Here is a 19519-nt window from a genome sequence, read left to right on the forward strand (position 1 = left end):
CCCGACTCGGTGTTGATCTCGGTGATCCGGTACTTGTTCGTCACCGGCACCGCCGCCGACACGTTGTGATCCGTCCGGTTCGCATACCGGGTACCACCGAACGTCACCTGCGGCAACGCCGCCTGGCCACCGGCGAGACCTCGACACCTGGATCGACCGCACCCGGCACTGCGGATACCCCGAACTCCGCGGCTTCGCCGCCGCCCTGGACAGCGACCGCGACGCCGTCGCCGCCGGCCTCACCCAGCCCTGGAGCTCAGGCCCAGTCGAAGGCCAGGTCAACCGCATCAAGACGATCAAACGACAGATGTACGGCCGCGCGAACCTCGACCTCCTACGCGAACGCATCCTCGCAGCCGCCTGAGCGACTGCCAAGATCACTCACAGAATGTGTGCCAGAACCAAATTTCAAATGTCGTTGACACTGGCCAGCCGGTCGCGATCAACAGACTGCTACGGTATTCAGGTGCCGCCGGGGATGGCATCATCAAGAGATGCCCGTTCTACTCTCCACAGTTGCGACTACCGTCCTACCCTCGTACAAGATCTTTTGCCTCCGATCGTGTGGCGCGACCGATCCGCAGGACCTCATCAAGGCGGGACAGCTAGCTCGCGCTGACGGGATCGGGTTCACGTCCAGCGCCATCGGAGTGCAGGTCGCCACAGAGGTCAGTCTGGCAATCGTCCTGGTGGAGGTGTGGACCAAGAAGCCATTTATCATGCCCGATCAACGGTCGTTCGACTTCGCCGCAGAAGGATTGATCTACTTTCCGGGAACTTGCTGGTCTATTGATGAATCGTTTGACTCTGAGGTTATGGTTGGAATCAAGCTCCCATCGGGGGCCGGGCGCTACGGAGCCCGGGTGGCGGCTTATAACTACAACACCTTCCTTGGTCGATACGAAGCGCTGCACATTGGAGAGAATGAAGAATATCTGAAGGAGCTTACGCAACTCAAGCGAATCGACCGTGAGACGACAGAGCAGTATCGGATTCAGCTGTGGCCGGCGGGGCGAAAGTGAGAATCGGCTGCCCGCCCCGCCGGCAAGTGGTTCTAGGTATTCACCTTGACGGTGAACTGATCCCCATCAAGCACCCGATTTACCCGATAGAATCCGACTTCTAGTAGATCGCGGCCGACATGCTGATTGTCGTCGGCGTCAATGACGCGTACCGAGTAGCGCTGGGGGTCGGTCGGCTCCATCGACCCAATGTGGGAGCCCTCATAGGTGCTGGCAAAAGGGTACTCGTCACAGTTCTGCAGGGACCCATCATATTCGCCCCAAATGGACCCGCACATCGCGACGGACTTGTTTCTATTCCTGTCGTTCTCGGCTCGATTGTACATCCGGGTCAGTGGAGTTGTTTTGCCGGGGATGGTCTTTCCTGCCCAGCTCGGGAAGGTCAACATTGGGTAATCTTGGGCATGGAGAATGTGCAGTGCACTCTCATCCTGAGAGGGGTCGTTGATATCGACCTCGAAGACTAGTTGGTAGTCGAGAAATATCGCGCCCTGGTTTGCGCCGACATACTCAGCCGAGTCGTAGCGAGACCGGGAGGTGCTTGTTGCGAACGGCGGATCCCAGATGAATTCTGGTTGCGGGCTATGTGCGTAAAGGCTGAGGCTCAGAGTCTGTGGGACGATCTGAGGACCGCCGCCAGCGACGTCCGGAGATACGAAACTAATCGACCAGTCGTCTTGAAGCCGCCACTCGGCCACCGTCGCGTCACGGCTAGAAATCAATGGACAGGCCACCAGCGCCGTATTGCAGCCAATAAAGCCGACCTGAATTAGCATAGTCTCCAGGATAAGGCTGGGGGCATTCGTCTTGCGGATGTCTTCGACAAAAACTACGTAGCGAATCTCTCGGGCACCGTTATTCCCAAGCCCGAGCATTGTAATTTTGGAGGTGACGAAGCCGGTCATAACCCCGTTGACAAAGATGCGGATAATCCAGGTGCGACGGACGCATTGCGAAAAGCGGTCCCGAAACCACCCAACGTCGTCGAGGGCCGCATCTTGTGATTCGCACTCAGCCTTGAAAGCCTCGTCCTCCGGGGTGGCCACTGCGGTAGATGGTTGAGGCACGTGGTCCCGGTGGACCGCGTCCGTCGGCGACGGTCGAGCGGACGCGGGAAATCGATCTGGTTGGTAGGTTGCGTTCGACCGGATCACGCCACGCTCGACTCCAGCCGGTTCGATGGGAGCGGCGTCAATCGATCCGGCTTGTGCTGCCGAGGTTGGCGTCAGCAGCAACGCGAGGCTGACGGTGGCAATTGCTGCCAATTTGAAAGACCTCATCGAAGTTCCTGTCCGCCGTCAGTGGGGCAGTGGTCACCGAGGCATGCATAGACGAGCTTGGCAGTAGAGGCGTCAAAGACCATCGTGTAACCGTCGTAGCTGTGGCCCTGGCTACTCAAACTCGGGACAGTTCCACGTCCAGTGACGACGTTCACCGGGGCGCCGTCAGCAACGGCGAGTGAGACAATTCTCTCCCGAAGGTTACTGTTCAGCTTGTCGGCCGTTGTCGCTATCACTGTATTGTTTGTCATGTTTACATGCGTCGACTTACTTGCGAACAGTCGACCAGTGGCGTCGCGTGCCTGCGCAGGGGTCATGGTCGAGGTGTGACGTGAAGGTGTAGGTGCGACTGCTGCATGGTTGCAGACGTTGCGGGCAGCCACACACTGGCTCAGGCCTGGCACACTTTCGAGGCACGGCTCAGTTCCTGCGTCAAGGCAGGCTTGCAGTCGTCCTTGGTCAACGCCGTTGATGACCCCGGAGGTGCCGCTGCCTACGAACGTCGGCGCGAAAGGACGCGCGAGAAGGGAGTTCGGCTTTCCGATTCGAAGGTATTGAACCTCCAAGCCGTACCTGGCCGGGCGAGGGACGCTGCCCCGCGCCATCCGGGCAGCAAACTCCGCCGAGTGCAGATCGCCCATTGCTGAGTTATTGGGGTCCGTGACAGACTGTGCGTGAACTACTCGCAAGGTGAACAGGAGACGCACGTGGGACGTAGAGAGCGGCGCGATCGACGTGGCAGGAGCGATCCGAGGCGTTCGGCATCCGATCGCGTTGCGCGGGGCGGGTCGGCGAGCGGTGACCGACGGTCGGAGACAGAGCCCGACCATCGCGCGGTGTGGGGGTCAGTAAAAGGTCAGAGTAGTGCGATGTACTTGCTGCCGGTTGCCGTCATGGGTGGCTACGTGGGAGGGCTGGCCAGCCAGAACCCCAGTCTCGTTGGAAATCTGTCGGCTGTTGTCCTGATGATGACGGCGATGGCGGCGTCGCTGGTGTTCCCTGTGATGGCGCGCTACGTGCGGGCGCTGGCTGCGGGCGTTGGCCCGCCGAGTGAAACGCGGACGTGGCCGTCAGCGCGAACAAGTTCGCGGCCCGTGTTGATCCTCGTACCAGACCGCATGGGGGACCGGGAGCCAGACTGAAACCCGGGATCCGGAGCCCGCGAAAGACACCCGCCGCCATGCTGGCTGCCGCTTGATCACCGGTAATTCAACTGCCAGCGCGCGAGTCTTCCTCGCGCCTTGTCGCCGACAACGGAAGCACGCCACAGGTTCTCGAAGACCGTCTCGTATGATTCTATTTCTGCATCGTTCTCAACGAGCGCGACATCGCTGGGCAGATTTTCGAGATAAACGACGGGGCTGTCTTCACCCGAGTTGAACTCGAGAAGCGAGAAGGACCAGGTTGGTCGATCCGGGACGTCGGCGTCGAACGGGATGACGGCGATCTCCACTCCTGGTTGGTCAAACATGTCGGATAGGTGTGCGAGTTGCTCGCGCATGACCACCTTTCCGCCGATAGTGCGCTGTAGAGCGAGTTCGTCGATGATGACTTTGAGTTCCACATCACCGGAGCGGGCGAAGACCCGCATCTGTCGTTCCATCCGTAACGCTACTCGAGCTTGGACCTCTATGTCGTCATGCGACAGTGTTTTCAACACCCTGATGAGGGCGTCCGCGTATGCCCGACACTGCAGCAGCCCGGGTATAACAACCGGGTGGAAGTGTTTGATGACGCTGGCTTCGTCCTCGTACCCCATGAAATCGATGTAGGCCGAGGACACGTACTCGCGGTAGCTCGCGGCCCAACTGCGGCGGCGTGCCGATCGGGCGAGGTCGAGGAGCCGCGCGACCTCGACCGGGTCGTCCACCCCATAGAAGCGGAGCAGCATATGGAGATCGGCCAGGGAGACGGTGACGGAGCCGGCCTCGATCCGGGTGACCTTGGAAAGGGACCATTCCACACCTTTCCGGACAGCCTCGGTCGTGTGCTGCCTTTCCTCCCTGAGGCGGCGTAGCGCGGCTCGTAGGCGGCGGCGACTGAGGGTCGGCCCAGGTGTCGTCATGGTGACCACATCCTCTCGTGGCGTTCTGGCCACACTAAGGGATGCGTAAATATCTGCCTACGGTCGGCTTCATCTTGCAAACAGCCTCGGTCGACCCGCACCGGGCTGATCTGATCGGGTGCGCCCATGGTCGCACCGCCTGGATCAACAGCAACTTCTTGGCCTGGTATCAGGTTGGTACACTCGGAATTCCTGGCGATCCCGTTTTGGTCAGATCGCGCAGGTAGTTTCCGCGTCGCCGCAGATGAGACCACGCCGAGGGTTGGCCTGTGCCGCACTCCGAAAGGTTTTCGACGTGACATCACTACAACCGCTTCACCTCTCATGGTCCCCACCGCAAGACCCGATGACTGCGCTTCCGCCTGGCAACACCGATGTGGAAGTTCCACCGATCTGGCGACGGAAGAGCTCTGCTTGTCTCGACGATCACTGCGTTGAGGTCGCGTTTCACGGTGATCGCGTGGAAGTTGCCAATTCTGATGTCCCTGCCCCGTATCTCGCCTTCACCCCCACCTCGTGGCAGCGCTTCACGACCGGCCTACGGTCAGGGAGCCTGCGGCCCGGCCGTTGATCTACTGAAGAACGGGCGACGGCTCTGTCGACCCGCCCTCACGCTGCCTCGACCGGCAGTCGAACGAACGTCGGCGGCGAACAGCCGCCATGATCCATAACCATAGGCGGTCACTTCTCGTAGCCGCCAGGGTGTGTCACGGCGAAGTTAAAGGCTGTTCAGAGGTGCCTCCCTCCGCTTCGGGCTCCGGCCAATGGTAGGTGGTTTTGTAGGATAAACACACAGCTAGACGCAGGGTCGGGACTGGCTGATTGGGCCAATCCGCCCTGGTCGCTGACCGTCGCAGGGCTGTCACGCGGATGCCCGGGTAGCGGCATCGCATGCCTTTTCGCCCGAGGCGGGCCTGATCCGTTCGTCGACATTCAACTACTCTCGGTGTCGTCAGTCAGGTGGGATGTGCCCTCAGTAAAGGGCTTGTCATCGTCTCAGGGTGCGTCGCGACTCAGTACCTCCCGGCCCGACCGCGACGGCCGCTGGCCGTCAACGACGGCGCTGTGACGCCTCGCTTCCGTAGATCGCCAGCGGGCAACTCACCGGCCGGAACGCCGACCTGACGGTTCGTCCGTCGGCGCGTCGCCTCCCAGGTCAATGGTCTTGGAGGGCGTGACCGACGTATGCCGCCTCGGCGCCGCATCGGGGTGCCTGTCGGCGAGGCTGGTGTTGACGGGAATCCGGTCGCGGACAGACCTGGTACCGGCGTGCGCGGCTACGGCTGACCGCCCCGGGTCCCGCGCGGCCCGCCCCGCGCAGACACGTTCGACCTGCTCGGCCAGCTCCGGCGACGCGACCGTGATGGCCCGGTCGAGCTGTCTCCGGCTCCACACCGCCGTCAGCCAGTCACGCACATCGTCGGCGTCGGGGCCGCCGGTCAGGTCCGGCCAGGCAGGAAGATCCACGGTGGTGGGCTGGGTCGACGCGCGGATCAGCAACGCGTCCACAACCTGGTACACGAGTGCCCTCCCGGCAGGTGGCGGTGGGTCCGGCGCTCGTCCGCGCCGGACCCACCGGAATTCGGGTTCAGGACCTGCAGCTCGTACAGGACGACGCGCAGGTCGTACCGCAGTTGTCACTGGTGCTGCGCAGCAGCTCCGGGATCACCGGCCCGGACTCGATCAGACTGATGTCAAGGTCGAACAGGTCGTCGTCAGTGTCTCGCCGGTGGCAGCCGGCGCGGTCACGATGATGGTGGACATGGCAGTGCTTCCTCCCTTGTACTGAATCGAGGATGGGACGCCTGGTCCTGCTTGCCGTCAGGGCCAGGAAATCGTGACGGTCGTATGCCGCTTCGGGACGACCCGCACACCGGGCACCTCCTCAACAGCCACCGCACCGGGATAGACGCTGATCTGCGCGGCCCCACCGTGCCGGTGGTCGCGATCCCACACCCGGATCTGCTCGACTAGCGTCGCGGCGAGACTCTCCGCGTGGACGCCGTGCGCGTAGGCGCCGAACTCGTACACCTGCGCCCCCTCATCCACTTCACGGAACGTGACATAGGCGAAACCGGCGTCTCCCAGCACCGTCGGTGTGGCGATCGGCGACGCCGGATCCACCAACGCCCGGGCGGTATCGGTCCGCGCCCGGCTGAGCAGACAGAACCGGTCCACACACGTTGCCAGCCACAGGAACAGACCGTCGAACGACTCCATACCGCCGAACGTGACCCCCGACCACACCTGCGTCCTCGGCTGCCGCACCGCCACACGCAGCGCCTCGACATCCACCGGCCCGTCGTCGTCGAACCGCAGACCAACCTCATCGCCGTGCAACGTCACCAGCCGCTCCGTATGCGCGCCGGCGCCCTGCACCCCGACGAAGCCCGCCATCTCATGACCGACACTCACCAGCCGGTCACCATCGCGGACCAACGCCACCGAACGGCTCAACCCCCGGATCCGCAACGGCACCACGATCCGGCCACCGTCCGACAACTGATCCAGCCAGGCCGGCGGCACGTCCCACACCCCGACCGTGACGACGATCCGGTCGAACGGCGCACGCTCCGGCACACCATGCTCGGCATCGGCCAGGACCACATCCACCCGCCCGTACCCGGCGGCGTCCAGGAACCCGCGGGCCCGCCCGGTCACGTCAGCGTCGATGTCCACCGTCGTGACCTGACCGACCGGACCGACCAGCTCCGCCATCAACGCCGCGTTGTAGCCACCAGAACCGATCTCCAAACACCGCATCCCCGGACCGATCCGCGCCTGCTCCAACATCACCGCCTGCAACCACGGCGCCGACACCGAACTGATCGTCACCCCATGCTCATCACGCTTCGTCCGCACAATGTCGTTCGCGTACGCCCGCTCCAACGGCACCTCCGGAGCGAACAGATGCCGAGGCACCACACGGAACGCCGCCTCCACCTCAGAAGACGCAATCGACCCCCCGGCCAGAAGCTCACGCACCAGAAATTCGCGGAGAACATCGGCCTCCGCCGAGTCAGCTGCCACTACATCCACCACAACAAAGAACCCTTCGTATTTCACCAGGGACGAATAAGTAGTTGTACGCACATTTATCTAGATGAAGTCGGAGAGCGGTAGCTGTAACGGCCACGAGGCCGTTGGCGCTTCGACGCGCGCCCGCGGGCACGACCGACCGATTCCATCGCGGGGTTGGGATCACGGCGCGGTGTTATCGAGAGGCAGGGCCGCCGCGTGCCTGCCACACGTTTGGGTCTGGTGGGTGGCTATCACGGTTCCGGCTAGGTTGAGCGCCGACGACAGTGTGTGACGGGCGGTATCCGGCAGATGCCCGAGGCTGAGGCCGCTCGCTTTGACCAGCTGTGCCAGCGATTGGTGGTCTTTCCGGCTGAGGGCCGGATGATTGAGGAGAACACGTGCGGGATTGGCATCCTGGTCGTGAATGACGGCTGTGACCAGCCGTTTGATCAGGCTGGCCGCGAGATTTGAGGGAAGGCCGGGGAGGAGGTCGAGGGCAGTGAGGGCGATTCGGGTGCTGAACACCGCGAGTCCGGGTACCGGAGTGAAGCTTGATACTCGGTCGATCAAGGCGAGCTGTTCGGCCTGGCTTTGGTCGCTGACGGTGGCTATGGACCAGCTGTGGAGAAGGTCGCCTACCAACGCCTCCCACTCCTGTTCGATTTTGCTTTGGTTGAGGATGGCGGCAGCTGCGGGGCCTTGGCCCTGTACGAGGTGGGCGACGATCGAGACTTGTCGTCCATCGAGCAGGGTGGGGCCGAGCCCGTTGTAGCGATGAATGTGCGTTACGGCGTCGGCCCAGCGGCTGGTGAGGGTGAGGGCGCGGGTTCCGTCAGCGATCAGGACTGTGCGTATCCAGCTGATGAGCTGGTCCCGTTCGCTCGGATCGGTGGGCAGGTGTCGGGGGTGCAGCTCAAGACCGTCGAGGCGGACGGGGGCAGCGTTGACGGCTGTTTCGTAGAGGTCGGTGAGTAGGCGGTGTGCCCCGTCGCCGTCGCCTTCGCGGATGCGCAGGCGGGCCAGATTGACGACTGGTTCGAGCGCGAACCGGGCGGTGTATCCGTCCAGGGGGGCGTGGCTGAGGTAGAGGTGTGCGTGGCGGCGGCACCAGACGCGGGCGAGGTCTGCGTCTCCACAGTCGGAGGCGACGAGAGCGGCCCCGTTGAACACCATGGACGCTTTCTCCGGGTCGCGTTCGCGGTGGGCGGTCTCGGCGAGCGCGGCGAGTCGGTTCACCCGTGCGTCGAGTGGTGTGGCGGGTGGGCGTTTGCGGGGGACGAGGGGGAACCGGGCTGCGATGGTAGAAGCGAGGGGCAGGGTCATTGGTGTCCTCATGTGCTCCGGGAGGCCGCATCCTTGGCAACGGGGGCGAGGTGGCCGCCGTGGTGCTCGGTTCGTTGGCCGCGCTCGCGCCGGAGACGCCGGGGCGGGGATCGCCCCGGCGGTGTGCGCTCAGAAGGAAATTGTGAGGATGCTGTCGGGTCGGCTGATGTCGCCGTTCTGGATCGGTCGGGTTCCGGCGCGGCGGGCGGTGACGGTGGGTTGGTTGGGTCGGCCGGCGTCGTTCCACTGGCCGAGTAGGTCGGTCAGTGTCGCGGCGAGCTTGTCGGCTTCTGGGCCGTTGGCGATGCCGCCGAGTTCGTGGTGGCCGTCGCCGGTCTCCCGGAAGGCGGGGTAGGCGATGGTGCCGCCGCGGTAGATGGCGGCTCCGGCCCAGCGGTAGGCGGGGGCGACCAGCCCGCTGGCGCGAGCGGTGTCGCCGACGCGGAGGCGACCGAACGGGGTGCTGGCGTTCACAAGGAGCCACAGGTCGAGGTGGCCGATGGGGTCGTCGTCGCCGACCTGGATGCCGGTCCAGGCTTCGTGCCGGGGATGGCTGAGTGCGCGGGCGAGGGCGGAGCGGTCGGGCTGGTCGGCGGCGTCGAGTTTGAGGATCACGTCGGTGTCGAGGCGTATGTGCTGGTCGGTGTGCTCGGCCGCGCCGCGCATGGGTACGAACCCGCAGACCAGCGGTGCCGTAGTGCTGACCAGTGTCGTGGGGCTGGTGCGGTCGAAGGCGAAGCACCGGGTCAGGCCGCTGTCGTGCACGCGCAGGGGTACGACGATGCGGCCGTGGTCGGCGAGCTGGTCCCACCAGGCTGCGGAGATGTCCCACGCTCCGGCGGTGATGATGGCACGGTCGTAGGGCACGGATTCGGGGTGTCCGAGGGCTCCATCGCAGCAGATCACCTCGACTGTGTGGTAACCGGCGCGAGCGAGGCTGGCGCGGGCGCCGTCGGCGAGGTCCTGGTCGAGTTCGATGGTGACGACCGTGCCGCCGGGGTTGGTCAGTTCGGCGAGGAGTGCGGCGTTGATGCCGGTGGCCGAGCCGATCTCCAGGACGCGATCTCCGGGGTGTGGGGCGAGTTGTTCGAGCATGTCCGCGACGAGGCTGGGGCTCGATGCCGACGACAGCGCCGCGCCGTCGGGGTTGCGTTTGGTGACGATCTGGCGGCGCGTGTAGACGGTTTCCAGGTCGACGCCGGGGAGGAACTGCTCGCGGGGCACCGTCCGGAACGCCTGCTCGACGGCGTCGGAGCGGATATGGCCACGCTGCTTGAGCGTAGTGACGAGCTGTTCCCGCAGTGCCTCTGCGCCAACGGTTTCAGATTCGGTTTGGGAGTTTTTCACCGCTTCTACCCTACTGTCGGTTGTCCCGGCGGGGAGGTAGCCGGGTTGAAGGTCGGACGAGTGGAAGGCGACCTGCACGGCGGCTGCGGCCAACAGCCAGGTGTCGGCGGCCGAGATGCCGAGCCGGTTGAACAGGAACAGGATGTGGTGGGTCAGCACGCCACGCAGATCGCGGGTCAGTGTTCCGCGCCGGTCGAGGGAGCCGAGGTCTCGCCCCGCCTTCTCGTGAGCCCTCGGCCATGAAGGGGCGGCACTCAGTGGGCTTCGCGGTGTGTCGTCGGTGGCGGTGACCAGGCGCTGCACGGCGGCGATCAGCCGAGGGCTCGGCGCGGGTGCGTGGGGTTGGTGCCGGCGTGCGGCGAGCTGCTGCCAGACGTCTCCTTGTTCGGAGAATTCCAGTCCGGCGGCGCGGATGAGGTGGGTGGCGAGCAGGACGCCGAGTTCGCGTCGGTGGCCGCCACCGGTGGCGAGGTGGCCGAGGATGTGGCGGCTGTCGGCGTGGAAAAGGGTGTGGGCGATCGTCATGGCCTGGTCCCCGCCGAAGGCGTACGCCTCGGGCCGGTAGATGGGCTCGGCGACGTGGCGGATGCGGTCGTCGGCGGTGATGTCGGCGAGCAGGGCGTAGGCGTGGGTGAGCCGCTTGCCGGGCAGTAGCCGAAGCCGCCATGTCTCGGTCTTGCGGATGAACCAGAACGCGGTGATCGCGAGGTTGTCTTCGGCGGTGGCGAGCGCGGGGGCGAGCCGGGTGGCGGCGTATTCCTCGGCGGCCCGCCAGTTGGTGAAGGTCAGGTTGACCTGGCGCCACCGGCTGACCGGGCTTATCTCCAGTGACTCAGGGTCGGTTTCGGGGGCGCGGTCCATGACGCTCTCCTCGTCTAGTTGATTAGCAGGCTCGTGGACCAGTGGATGTCGGTGCCGGTAGCGAAGGTGTGCAGGGTGAGGGCGATGCCGGCGGGGCCTGAGATCAGGCCGGATGGCGCGGGGGTGGTGTTGGTGGCGTGCTGGATCAGCAGGCGCATCAGGTGGGGCACGGCCGCCGGCAGGCGGGTGTCGCGGGCGTCGGCGGCGGCGTACCAGACCGTTGCGGCGAGTCCTGCCAGCCGTGGCACAGCGACGGGTCGATGATCCGGCTGAGCTGGACGGTGTCGGCCAGGCAGCGGGCCAGCGCGTCTTCTGCCGTCTGCCGCCGGGCGGGGTCGCCGAGGGCGATCCCGGCGAGCTGGTGTGCGCGTGCGATACCCGGAGTGCCGTAGCACCAGGACGGCCGCGCCGGTCCGCTCACGGTGGGCTTCCCGGCGTGCAACTCCGCGACGGTGATCTTCTCGGGCCACCATGGGCCCGCTGGGCTTTGCTGCTGCCACGTGTCCAGCCATGTGCAGATCCGGCCGACCGCCTCGGTCTGTCCCGGCACCCGGATGTCCCGACGCATGGCCAGAGCCAGCAAGGCCAAGGGGCCGGTGATGCCGTGCGCCATGCCGAAGTTGGCATGTCCGCCCAGCGCAGGATTTTCGTCGTCGGGTGGGTCGGTGCTCCACCAACCGGGCGCGAGCCGGCCTACTTCGTCGTCGGCGTCGACCGGCTCGGTGAGCCGCACCAGAAAGGCCAGGACCCGGCGCAGCAGGTCGCCGTCCGGGTGGTGGCGCAGCAGGTGGGCTCCCAGGCCGGTCAGCCCGCGGACGAGGTCGAACTCCGACAGCGAGGGCCGGGCACCTTTCGCGAGGCGTGCCTCGGCGGCGGCCAGCCGCCGCCCGGCAAGGTCCGCGACCGCGTGATCCAGGGCATGCAAGGCAGCCGGGCGGGCGTGCGGCATGGCCGTGGTCAGCGCGTGAGTGACAGCGGGTGCACCGAACCACAGCCCCGCTCCGGTGCCGTTGTTCAACGTCTCAGCACTTGCGCGGCGCAGCCATGCACGGACCGGTTCCCATCCACCGTGACCCGTCTGCGCGCGCACCCCGTGCAGAATCGCTACCCCGGCGGCCCCTTTCGACAGCGATTGGGCGTACCAGCGGGTGCTTCGCGGCCCGAAGTCGCCCCCGGCGGGATGTGCGGCCGGGGGCTCGGTCAGGGTGTCGGTGATGCACGAGGCCATGGTTTCGGCCGCTCGTAGCAGCGGATTGGCGAGCAGGGTGACGGTCATCGTGAAACTCCTGTGCGGCGAGTGCGGCGGCGTACCGCCGCCAGCGCGATGTGGCGGGCGATCCGATACGTGACCTGCTCGGCAGTCTCGTTCGGACCGTGTGCGCGAACGAAGTGCAGGTGCATCAGCGAGGTGAGCACCGCTGCAGGGGCCAGAGGTCTGCTGGAGGCGGACAACGCGTTTGCGTATCGGGCGGCGACCCGAGATCTTTCCTGCCATGCGTGCTGGACCGGATCCGGCAAGGACGTCGGATCGAGGGTGACCGCCTGGCGCAGGACGCCTCGGTCGATCGGCGCCCGCTTGGCGTGTTCCGGCCGGGCGACGAGCCATTCGCACCCGGCGGTGCGGCTGCCGAGTATCGCGGCGGCCAGGTTGAGCATGCTCGCGGCGGTCAACGCCTGCTGGTCGAGCCAAGAGTCGTCTTTTCTCGCCATCTGGGCCACGGCGGCGCGGGAGTCCGCAGCGAACAACTCCTCGGCGGCGGACATGGCCTGGCCGTCGCCGTACCGGCCGGTCTCGGGCCGGTAGGTGTCCAGGCGCAGGTCACCCGCGAGTCCCTGTTGCCGAAGCGCGACAGCCCACCGGCCGACTCTGACCGCAGCGTCACCGTAGTCGTCGGTGTGCAGCCGAAGCCGCAGGTGCCAGTACGGGCGGCGCATGCGGACGAACCACCACATCGGCGGCCCCGGCCAGTCGGCGAGCAATGCCGGCAGCCCTCGCCGCAACACCAGCTCCACCATCGACGGCTCGACAGCGAGCGACGCGGACAGCAACCCGCTCGCCCCCGGCGGGACCGGGTCAGCCGACGCGGGAGGCGGCCACGAGCCGCGCGCAGTGACCGCGGCTGGCGCCGCGACCGCAGCGGCGGTGGAGGCGACCGGTACGACGATCTCGTGCGCCCGGCCGGACAGCCACCCGAAGTCCTCCATCCCTGCCGCCTCAACGATGGTGACCGCCGTACCGCTGTTGGCGTCCAGGTGGGCGCGGAGCAACGACCGGTCCATGACCTGATCGAGATCGAGCCGCAGGCGCTGGTCGCCGTTGCCGACCTGCACCCAGCGCGGCAGCCGTAGCCTCTCTCGCAATGCCTCCCACACCGCCGACCATTCGCTGTCGCCCGCGTCTGCGCCGGGCAGCCGCGCCGGGTCGACCCGCCACCGCGCCGCGGACAAGAGAACCCGGCCATGCCGTAGGGCGGGCAGAAACGGCAGACAAGACGCTGCACCCCAGTCGAACGGCTTGAGCCGAGCGTCCAAGGCTCGCGGCAACTCGACGAGGAACCGGCCGAGCAGCGGCATGGTGTGCACGGCGGCGGCGTGCGCCAAGGTGGACTCGACCACCCGACGCCGCGACATCGACACCAGGACCAGCCGATCAACGCCGGCAGCCACGCCGAGGTCGCCGAGACCGATCACGTCCCCGGAGACAGGGCGGTGCTCTGCCAGACTGATCAGCCACGGAAGGACCTGCGGGGAACTGAGCACGTTCTCGGCCTGCAGCCTGTGCGGCGGGAAACTCACCTGAGCCGGCATGGCCCCTTCCACCGCGACCGGAAGGCGCACGAACTCCCCACGCATCCACTCCCGTTCGGCATACGGCAGCACGTCGAGGAAGCGCCCACTCGTCGCCATCGCCGACCGGCCCATACCCGTCACCGCGACAACGAACCGGCCTTCCTCCAGGGCACGCAACGACACCGCACGCACCTCTGCAGACACGTCGACATGCGGGCTGACAGGACCCACGCCGTGATCCGGGCCGGCGAGCGCCCGCACGGCCGCATCATCGAGGATCACCTCACGGGCACCATCGAGCACCGCCTGCTGCGCCAGCGCCAACAAACGCTCATCCCGACCGGACAGCGAGGCCACCACCGAGTGATCGGCACCGCCGAAGTGATCCGGATAACCCAGACCGGCTACCGGATCGACCACCTCGGCAAGCGGCACCACCGCCACCCCGTACCGATCGACGAACCGGGCGTGGTAAGCGCGCCACTCCGGCCGGCCCATCGGATGCGGCGTCAACCGTCGCAACACCTCCACTGACGCGGCGATATCGGCGGTGACCTGCTGCGGCACGACGACCTGATCCCCGAGCCGAAGATCCACCGCGAGCGGCTGCCGACTCTCCGCCAGCAGTTCCGGCAGGCGAGTGGCCAGCCCACGAAGTTCCGTCGCCCGGCAAGCGGTGGTACCGAACCGACTAAGCAGCGGGCGAAGTTCCTGAATCGCGCGCCCACCGGAGCCGGTATGAGGAATGGCACCGAGCTGGTCCAGGATGTGCTCTAGCGGGTCCCCGCAGGTGGACGGCGGTCGGAGAGCAGAGATCAACACACCGTGCTCGACCAGGTCGGCAACCAGCGCCTCGGCGGATGTCTGCGGAAATTCCGGAAAGCTAGCGGCGACCTTGTCGACCAGCTCAGCCCACAGCATCGGCCCGGAGGCAAGCGACATCGCAGCCGCACCGCTTCGGTACGCCGTACCGAGGGCGCATGCCTGGTGGACGCGGAGGCGTGGGGCCGGCGATCCACGACGATCCGAAGCCCAGACACCCGAGCCAAGTTGTTCACCTGTACGTACAGGCCGCGGCGTACGCCTGGATCAGCCTCCAGCCGCGCGACCAGCGACGCGAGCCAGCCAGCATCCGGTCGTACACGCATCGCCGACCGCTTTGACGGCATCACCGCCGCCACTTTGTCGAAGCGCAGCGTCGCCACGCCCGAAAACAACCCGAACGGCGTCGCCCGCCGCTGCGCACGCACCAGGTACCGCGCCAACGCCAACACCAACCGCCACCCCTGGCCGGTATCTGCCGTCCCGCCGGCAAGAACTGCTTCTACACGGTCAACGAACCCAGGGCTCGCCACCCAGACCGCGTCCGCCACGCCGACCTTCCGCCAAGTCGCTCGAAGCCAGGCTTCGATACCAACTGGGTCGTGCCGATGCGGCCACGGCACCCCGTGATCCAGCCAGGAATGATCCGCGATGCGGACGGTGCCGGCATCAACCGCACGAAACATGACACTTCCTGCCGTCAACAGCCCTACTCCCCGGAAACCTGCCCGATATGAGGCGTCGGGTCCGGCGGGTGTACGGGGACCCGCCCGCCGGACCCAACAGGAGTGCTGACTAGCAGTCGCCGCCCTTCCTGGTGTCGCAGCCGTCGTCCGTGTCCGCCAGCAACGCGGCAGCGACCGGACCCTCCGTGACGATCTCCACGTCGAGATCGAACGGGTCACCGCTGACGCCGAGCAGGCTGTCCGAGTTGTCCATGGTCTTGGTCCCTCCAAAAGAGAATTGCGATGGGTGGGCAGGTAGCCCCCGCAGCTACCCGGCAGCATGGCAGCCCTCTGTCCCGCAACGACCAGCGTCGAGTAACGGAGAGGGGCACTGGAAGCTACACCCGTACTGGCCTTGTGCCGATCCACCTGCGAAGGGATGGCAACACGGGCAAGAAATTCTTACGTGTTTCGATGGCGGCGGTTCGCCAGGCACATGCGTCCGGACGGACTGCCGGCCAATGCCAGCGACCCAGCCGCGCCGCAGGCCACCGGCCGGTCACGGTCGGCGCGACACTCCCGACGAACAAGACGAACGGTGGGCTCCGCCCCTCGATAGCGACGTAGGCGGGCCCTGTGACGACGGAGTCCTGCCGCCCAGACGGCGCACCACGTCTCGGTCCGGTCGACCACCTTGTCGGTATGCGGTCCGTTTGTGTTGACTCGGCTCCCGTGCCTGTCGGCGGCATCGTTCTCACCTCTCGTGTCGAAGGCAGGACTACCGCGTGGGAACCGTCTGGAGTGTCTACATCGTCGTCGCCGAGGAAACCCCGCCTGCTGCGGCCGATTCGCATACAGAGAGCAGACCCAACCTGTGGGGGTCTTGGGCAGGGGGGAGATGCGGACACCATGTGTGTCCGCATGGCGGTCGCAAGCGTTGCTCGTCGTCCCCTGTCTCATCGACAATGAACCCCCGTTGGCGATGCGCGACAGGTAGGAACAGGCGGTGAGCCGTGGGCCAAGCCCTCAAAACGCTCGAGCCGGGACGGTCTGTGCAGCACTTCCTCGGCGCGGAGGTCCGTCGCTTGCGCCAAGAACGCGATATGTCTCAGGCGGACCTCGGCAGAACGTTGTTCGTACACAAGGACCTGATCCGCAAGATCGAGGCTGCGGAGCGAACCGCTTCCGATGATCTGGTCGAACGATGCGATGTAGCGCTCACCGCCGGAGGAGCGCTCCGCCGCTTGATCCCGATGCTGCAGCGTGAACGCGGGCTGCGCGCGGGTCGAGACGCGGGGAGCAGTGCGCGGGGGTTTCGGTCCGAGGCCACCGATCGGCCGGTCCTGGACTGGCTTGTCTCCTCTGCTCTGGACGTCGGGCACTCACACGACTTCGATGACAGGAGCTCCGAGACAGCGCTGAAACTGCAGGAGCTCCGAAGTTCTGACCACGCTCATGGTGCCGGCCAGATCTACTCGATCGTCACCGACATCCTTCGGCGCGAACTCGACATCCTGGCCGCTCACTCGCCGCTCGTAGCAATGGGCTTCCTCGAGCTTGCCGGGTACGAAGCGGTCGACCTCGGGGCGGACGGTGCCGCGCAGCGGCACTACCAGCAGGCTTTGGCGATCGCGACAAGGAGCGGAAATCATTTGTACGGCGGGTATCTCATAGCTGTCAGCCTCGCCCATTTGGCCCTGCACTGCGGGGACGCGGACCAGGCCGGGCGCCTCGCCACCGCCGCATTGCGCGGCACCGAACACCAGACCACGCCCGGCGTACGGGCGGTCTTCCGCACGGTGCTGGCCCGCGCTCAGGCACGACGCGGTGACGAGGCTGCCTGCGCCGCAACGCTCCTCAAAGTCGAGGCGGATCTTGCTCGGAGCACTCCTGCGGACGAGCCGCCCTGGATCGCCTACTTCAGTGAAGCCGATCTCGCCGACGAGAAGGCTCACTGCTTTTATGATCTTGGCCTTCATGAGCTAGCGCAGCGCGAAGTTGCCCGAGCGGTTGCGCAACTGGAGCCAACTCGTGCACGACGTCTGGCGATAGACACCGCCCTCTACGCTGCATCCCTCGCACGATCGCGCCAGATTGACCATGCCTGCACGGTCGCACGCCAGGCGATTGACCATTCGGCAAAGCTCAACTCGTTTCGCAGCGCTCATCGCGTCGTCCTAATGCTCGCCGAACTTCACCCCTACGCGGACCTTCCCGATGTGCGGGACCTCGGCGAGTACGCTGCGACACAGCTACCCACCCTAATCACTCCGGAAGAGACAGCCCACTACCCTTGATCACCTCAAGGTAGGCTTGAAGTTCCACCTCCAGCGCCGCCGATAGAGCTTCGGGCATGGATATATAGTGCCCGATGCCGTCGAGTGTCAACATGCCCGCCAGCAGTTCTCGCTGATCGAGTGCTGCCGCCAACTCGGTCACGTCACTTATCGGCGCGACATCATCTCGATTACCGTGGATTAGCAGGACAGGGCATCTCACCTGATCCGGCATGACACGAGTACCGTCGGAGGCCAGGATCCCCGCATGTGGGCGCTGAAAACGAGGCGCCGTAGTCGTCCACCTCCCTGGATCGACAATTGCCGACCTGGCTACAGCCAGCTGGAACGGCCCTTCCTCGCACGCAGCCCGCAGTGCGGTGAAACCTCCGGCACTCGCCCCTGAGATGAACATGCCACCAGGGCGCGCTCTGCCTGTCTTCAGCAGATGTAGTGCCACACAACGACAATCCTCCACATCGAATCGTCCCCACTCGCCATCCAGAGCCTTGCGAAACTCTCGACCGTATCCAGTGCTACCACGATAGTCGATATCGACCACGGCAAAACCGCGACTCGTGAAGAACTGCACCTCCCAGTCTAGTCGAAGATCGCTGTGATAAGTCGGCCCGGGATGCGGCCGGACAATCAACGGCGCGGGACCACCCTTGCCCGTCGGTGCATAGAACAGGACGGTCAAGTCGGCCCCTCGAGTGGCTACCTGGATAATCTCCGGAACGGAGATTGTGACAGCTTCCGTGACGATAGCAGTACTCTCTCGAACCACTTCCAACCTGTCGGAGCCGTCGGTTGACACCAAGGAAATCTGCTGTAAGCGCGTCGGGGATGCGCCGATAAGTGCGATCCTGTTGTCGACTGTGGCAACATGGGGCTTGATTGCAGTGTAGGGCAGCTTCACAGAGTTCATTTGACTATCATGATCGACAATGACCAATCCAAACCTTGGTCCGCGCTGAAAGACCATGCCGATCCGCCGCCCAGGAAGAAGGACGTAATTCGAGTAGCTGGACTCCCATGGCGCGGCGGCACACTCGGCCGCCATCGGCATGACCTCATCTGTCCGCTCATCGCGCCATCGATACAGGTTCCACCAGCCCGAACGGTCAGAGAGAAAATACAATGATCCGTCGGCAGCCCATCGCGGCTGAACGACCGACTCGTCAGGACCCCCTGCGATTCGCACTTTTCGACGAATAGATCCGCCTGGTCGGTAATCGGCAACCCACAGTTCACTGGAGTCCCAAGGCATCACATCTTTGCCCCATTGAATCCAAGCTATTCGGCTGCCAGATGGCCGCGGCGAGGCGAGAAACCCATCGGTTGCCAACAAGACCCGCAGTGCGCCGGCCATAACGTCGATCGCAACTAGCTCGTCTCCACTCTCATCTTCGCGAACACACAGCAATTCATCGGAAATTCGAGCGAGATCGCCATAGGCATGATCGGTGTTGGCTGCAGCAATGTCGACCGCGAGTCGCCCAGTCGACCCATTCACCATCACCGCACCTACTGACGGGTGGAACGCGTATGGCATACCGCCATAGGCGTGCAGGCTACTACCAACGTTCGCCCCATGGAGGCGTGAGATCTGAACGTCAGAGGGATCCTGCTCGGGTCTCAACGTCACCACTACGGCTCGGCCGGCCTCCGGTGACGACTCGACCCAATGCAGCGCGCCGTCCATGACTGTGAGCCAGTCGTACGACACGCCAGCCTGAGCCACCTGTCCAGCCGTCGGTGCCGAACCGCGAGCACTGCCATCCGCCACAGGCTGTTCACCCCTCAACATCGCCCGTAGCGATCACAGCACGAACCGACCGCGAGCGCGACCACTCCGGGGCAGGGTCGACAGATGGTAGCTATTCACCGGGGGCGAGAGTGTGACTCGCGGTTGGTTTCCCGGGCTGGTGGGAGCGCATCCTGATGGGGCAGCCGTGGCAGGCGGCTGGTGGTGGTGGTGGTGGTGGCGGCGGGTCAGCCGGGGGTCGGGTCGGGTGGTAGCCAGGGTCCGGTGGTGAACAGTTCG

13 protein-coding genes and 3 pseudogenes are annotated in these 19519 nt (G+C 65.4%); 4 read left to right on the top strand and 12 right to left on the bottom strand.

The genetic code is table 11. From position 1 onward, the window contains the following. Positions 1 to 139 precede the first annotated feature (139 nt). Positions 140 to 364, top strand: a pseudogene (locus tag ACFHVL_RS28760) (transposase); the annotation flags it as partial. A 130-nt stretch (positions 365 to 494) separates the two neighbouring features. Then, entirely contained in the window at positions 495 to 1022 is a 528-nt protein-coding gene (locus ACFHVL_RS28765; protein WP_416631644.1) for a hypothetical protein, read from the top strand. Between the two features lie 32 nt (positions 1023 to 1054). Here ACFHVL_RS28765 and ACFHVL_RS28770 read toward each other — a convergent pair whose 3' ends face one another. Both ACFHVL_RS28770 and ACFHVL_RS28775 read right to left on the bottom strand, forming a co-directional pair. Further along, the gene (locus ACFHVL_RS28770; protein WP_416631646.1) at positions 1055 to 2302 is read right to left on the bottom strand and encodes a NucA/NucB deoxyribonuclease domain-containing protein; all 1248 of its coding nucleotides are present in this window, start codon (positions 2300 to 2302) and stop codon (positions 1055 to 1057) included. Between the two features lie 1198 nt (positions 2303 to 3500). After that, complete coding sequence (locus ACFHVL_RS28775; protein ID WP_416631647.1) at positions 3501 to 4367, bottom strand: DUF5753 domain-containing protein; 867 nt, start codon at positions 4365 to 4367, stop codon at positions 3501 to 3503. Positions 4368 to 4713: 346 nt separating this feature from the next. Between ACFHVL_RS28775 and ACFHVL_RS28780 the strand changes: the two genes are divergently transcribed. After that, positions 4714 to 4938: a DUF397 domain-containing protein gene (locus ACFHVL_RS28780; protein WP_416631648.1), complete on the top strand. Its 225-nt coding sequence runs from the start codon at positions 4714 to 4716 to the stop codon at positions 4936 to 4938. 530 nt (positions 4939 to 5468) lie between these two features. On the opposite strand, the gene ACFHVL_RS28785 is transcribed toward ACFHVL_RS28780, so the two are convergent. From ACFHVL_RS28785 to ACFHVL_RS28825, 9 genes and pseudogenes are all read right to left on the bottom strand, one after another. Beyond that, the gene (locus tag ACFHVL_RS28785) at positions 5469 to 5888 is read right to left on the bottom strand and encodes a hypothetical protein (RefSeq protein WP_416631649.1); all 420 of its coding nucleotides are present in this window, start codon (positions 5886 to 5888) and stop codon (positions 5469 to 5471) included. Positions 5889 to 5955: 67 nt separating this feature from the next. After that, the gene (fxlA, locus tag ACFHVL_RS28790) at positions 5956 to 6036 is read right to left on the bottom strand and encodes an FxLD family lanthipeptide (RefSeq protein ID WP_416631656.1); all 81 of its coding nucleotides are present in this window, start codon (positions 6034 to 6036) and stop codon (positions 5956 to 5958) included. A gap of 152 nt (positions 6037 to 6188) precedes the next feature. Continuing rightward, positions 6189 to 7460 carry a methyltransferase, FxLD system gene (gene fxlM / locus ACFHVL_RS28795; protein WP_416631650.1) on the bottom strand — a complete coding sequence of 424 codons (1272 nt, stop codon included), beginning with the start codon at positions 7458 to 7460 and terminating at the stop codon, positions 6189 to 6191. Between the two features lie 108 nt (positions 7461 to 7568). Beyond that, the gene (locus tag ACFHVL_RS28800; RefSeq protein ID WP_416631651.1) at positions 7569 to 8624 is read right to left on the bottom strand and encodes a hypothetical protein; all 1056 of its coding nucleotides are present in this window, start codon (positions 8622 to 8624) and stop codon (positions 7569 to 7571) included. Between the two features lie 216 nt (positions 8625 to 8840). Next, a complete protein-coding gene (gene fxlM, locus ACFHVL_RS28805) occupies positions 8841 to 10919 on the bottom strand; it encodes a methyltransferase, FxLD system (protein ID WP_416631652.1) in 2079 nt (692 codons plus the stop codon). A gap of 14 nt (positions 10920 to 10933) precedes the next feature. After that, positions 10934 to 12147: pseudogene (locus ACFHVL_RS28810) on the bottom strand (lanthionine synthetase C family protein). Between the two features lie 44 nt (positions 12148 to 12191). Beyond that, on the bottom strand, positions 12192 to 13199 hold the full coding sequence (locus ACFHVL_RS28815) for a thiopeptide-type bacteriocin biosynthesis protein (RefSeq protein ID WP_416631658.1): 1008 nt from the start codon (positions 13197 to 13199) through the stop codon (positions 12192 to 12194). A 42-nt stretch (positions 13200 to 13241) separates the two neighbouring features. After that, a pseudogene (locus ACFHVL_RS28820) lies at positions 13242 to 15217 on the bottom strand (lantibiotic dehydratase family protein); the annotation flags it as partial. 109 nt (positions 15218 to 15326) lie between these two features. Beyond that, positions 15327 to 15470 (bottom strand): FxLD family lanthipeptide, encoded by a 144-nt coding sequence (locus tag ACFHVL_RS28825; protein ID WP_416631653.1) that lies wholly within the window; start codon positions 15468 to 15470, stop codon positions 15327 to 15329. A gap of 739 nt (positions 15471 to 16209) precedes the next feature. Here ACFHVL_RS28825 and ACFHVL_RS28830 point away from each other — a divergent pair. Next, on the top strand, positions 16210 to 17493 hold the full coding sequence (locus tag ACFHVL_RS28830; RefSeq protein WP_416631654.1) for a helix-turn-helix domain-containing protein: 1284 nt from the start codon (positions 16210 to 16212) through the stop codon (positions 17491 to 17493). Here ACFHVL_RS28830 and ACFHVL_RS28835 read toward each other — a convergent pair. Further along, complete coding sequence (locus ACFHVL_RS28835; protein WP_416631655.1) at positions 17462 to 19201, bottom strand: prolyl oligopeptidase family serine peptidase; 1740 nt, start codon at positions 19199 to 19201, stop codon at positions 17462 to 17464. The genes ACFHVL_RS28830 and ACFHVL_RS28835 overlap by 32 nt on opposite strands. Positions 19202 to 19519: the final 318 nt, after the last annotated feature.

The sequence above is a fragment of the Micromonospora sp. LOL_023 genome (assembly GCF_048060115.1).
Taxonomy (GTDB): Bacteria; Actinomycetota; Actinomycetes; order Mycobacteriales; family Micromonosporaceae; genus Micromonospora_E.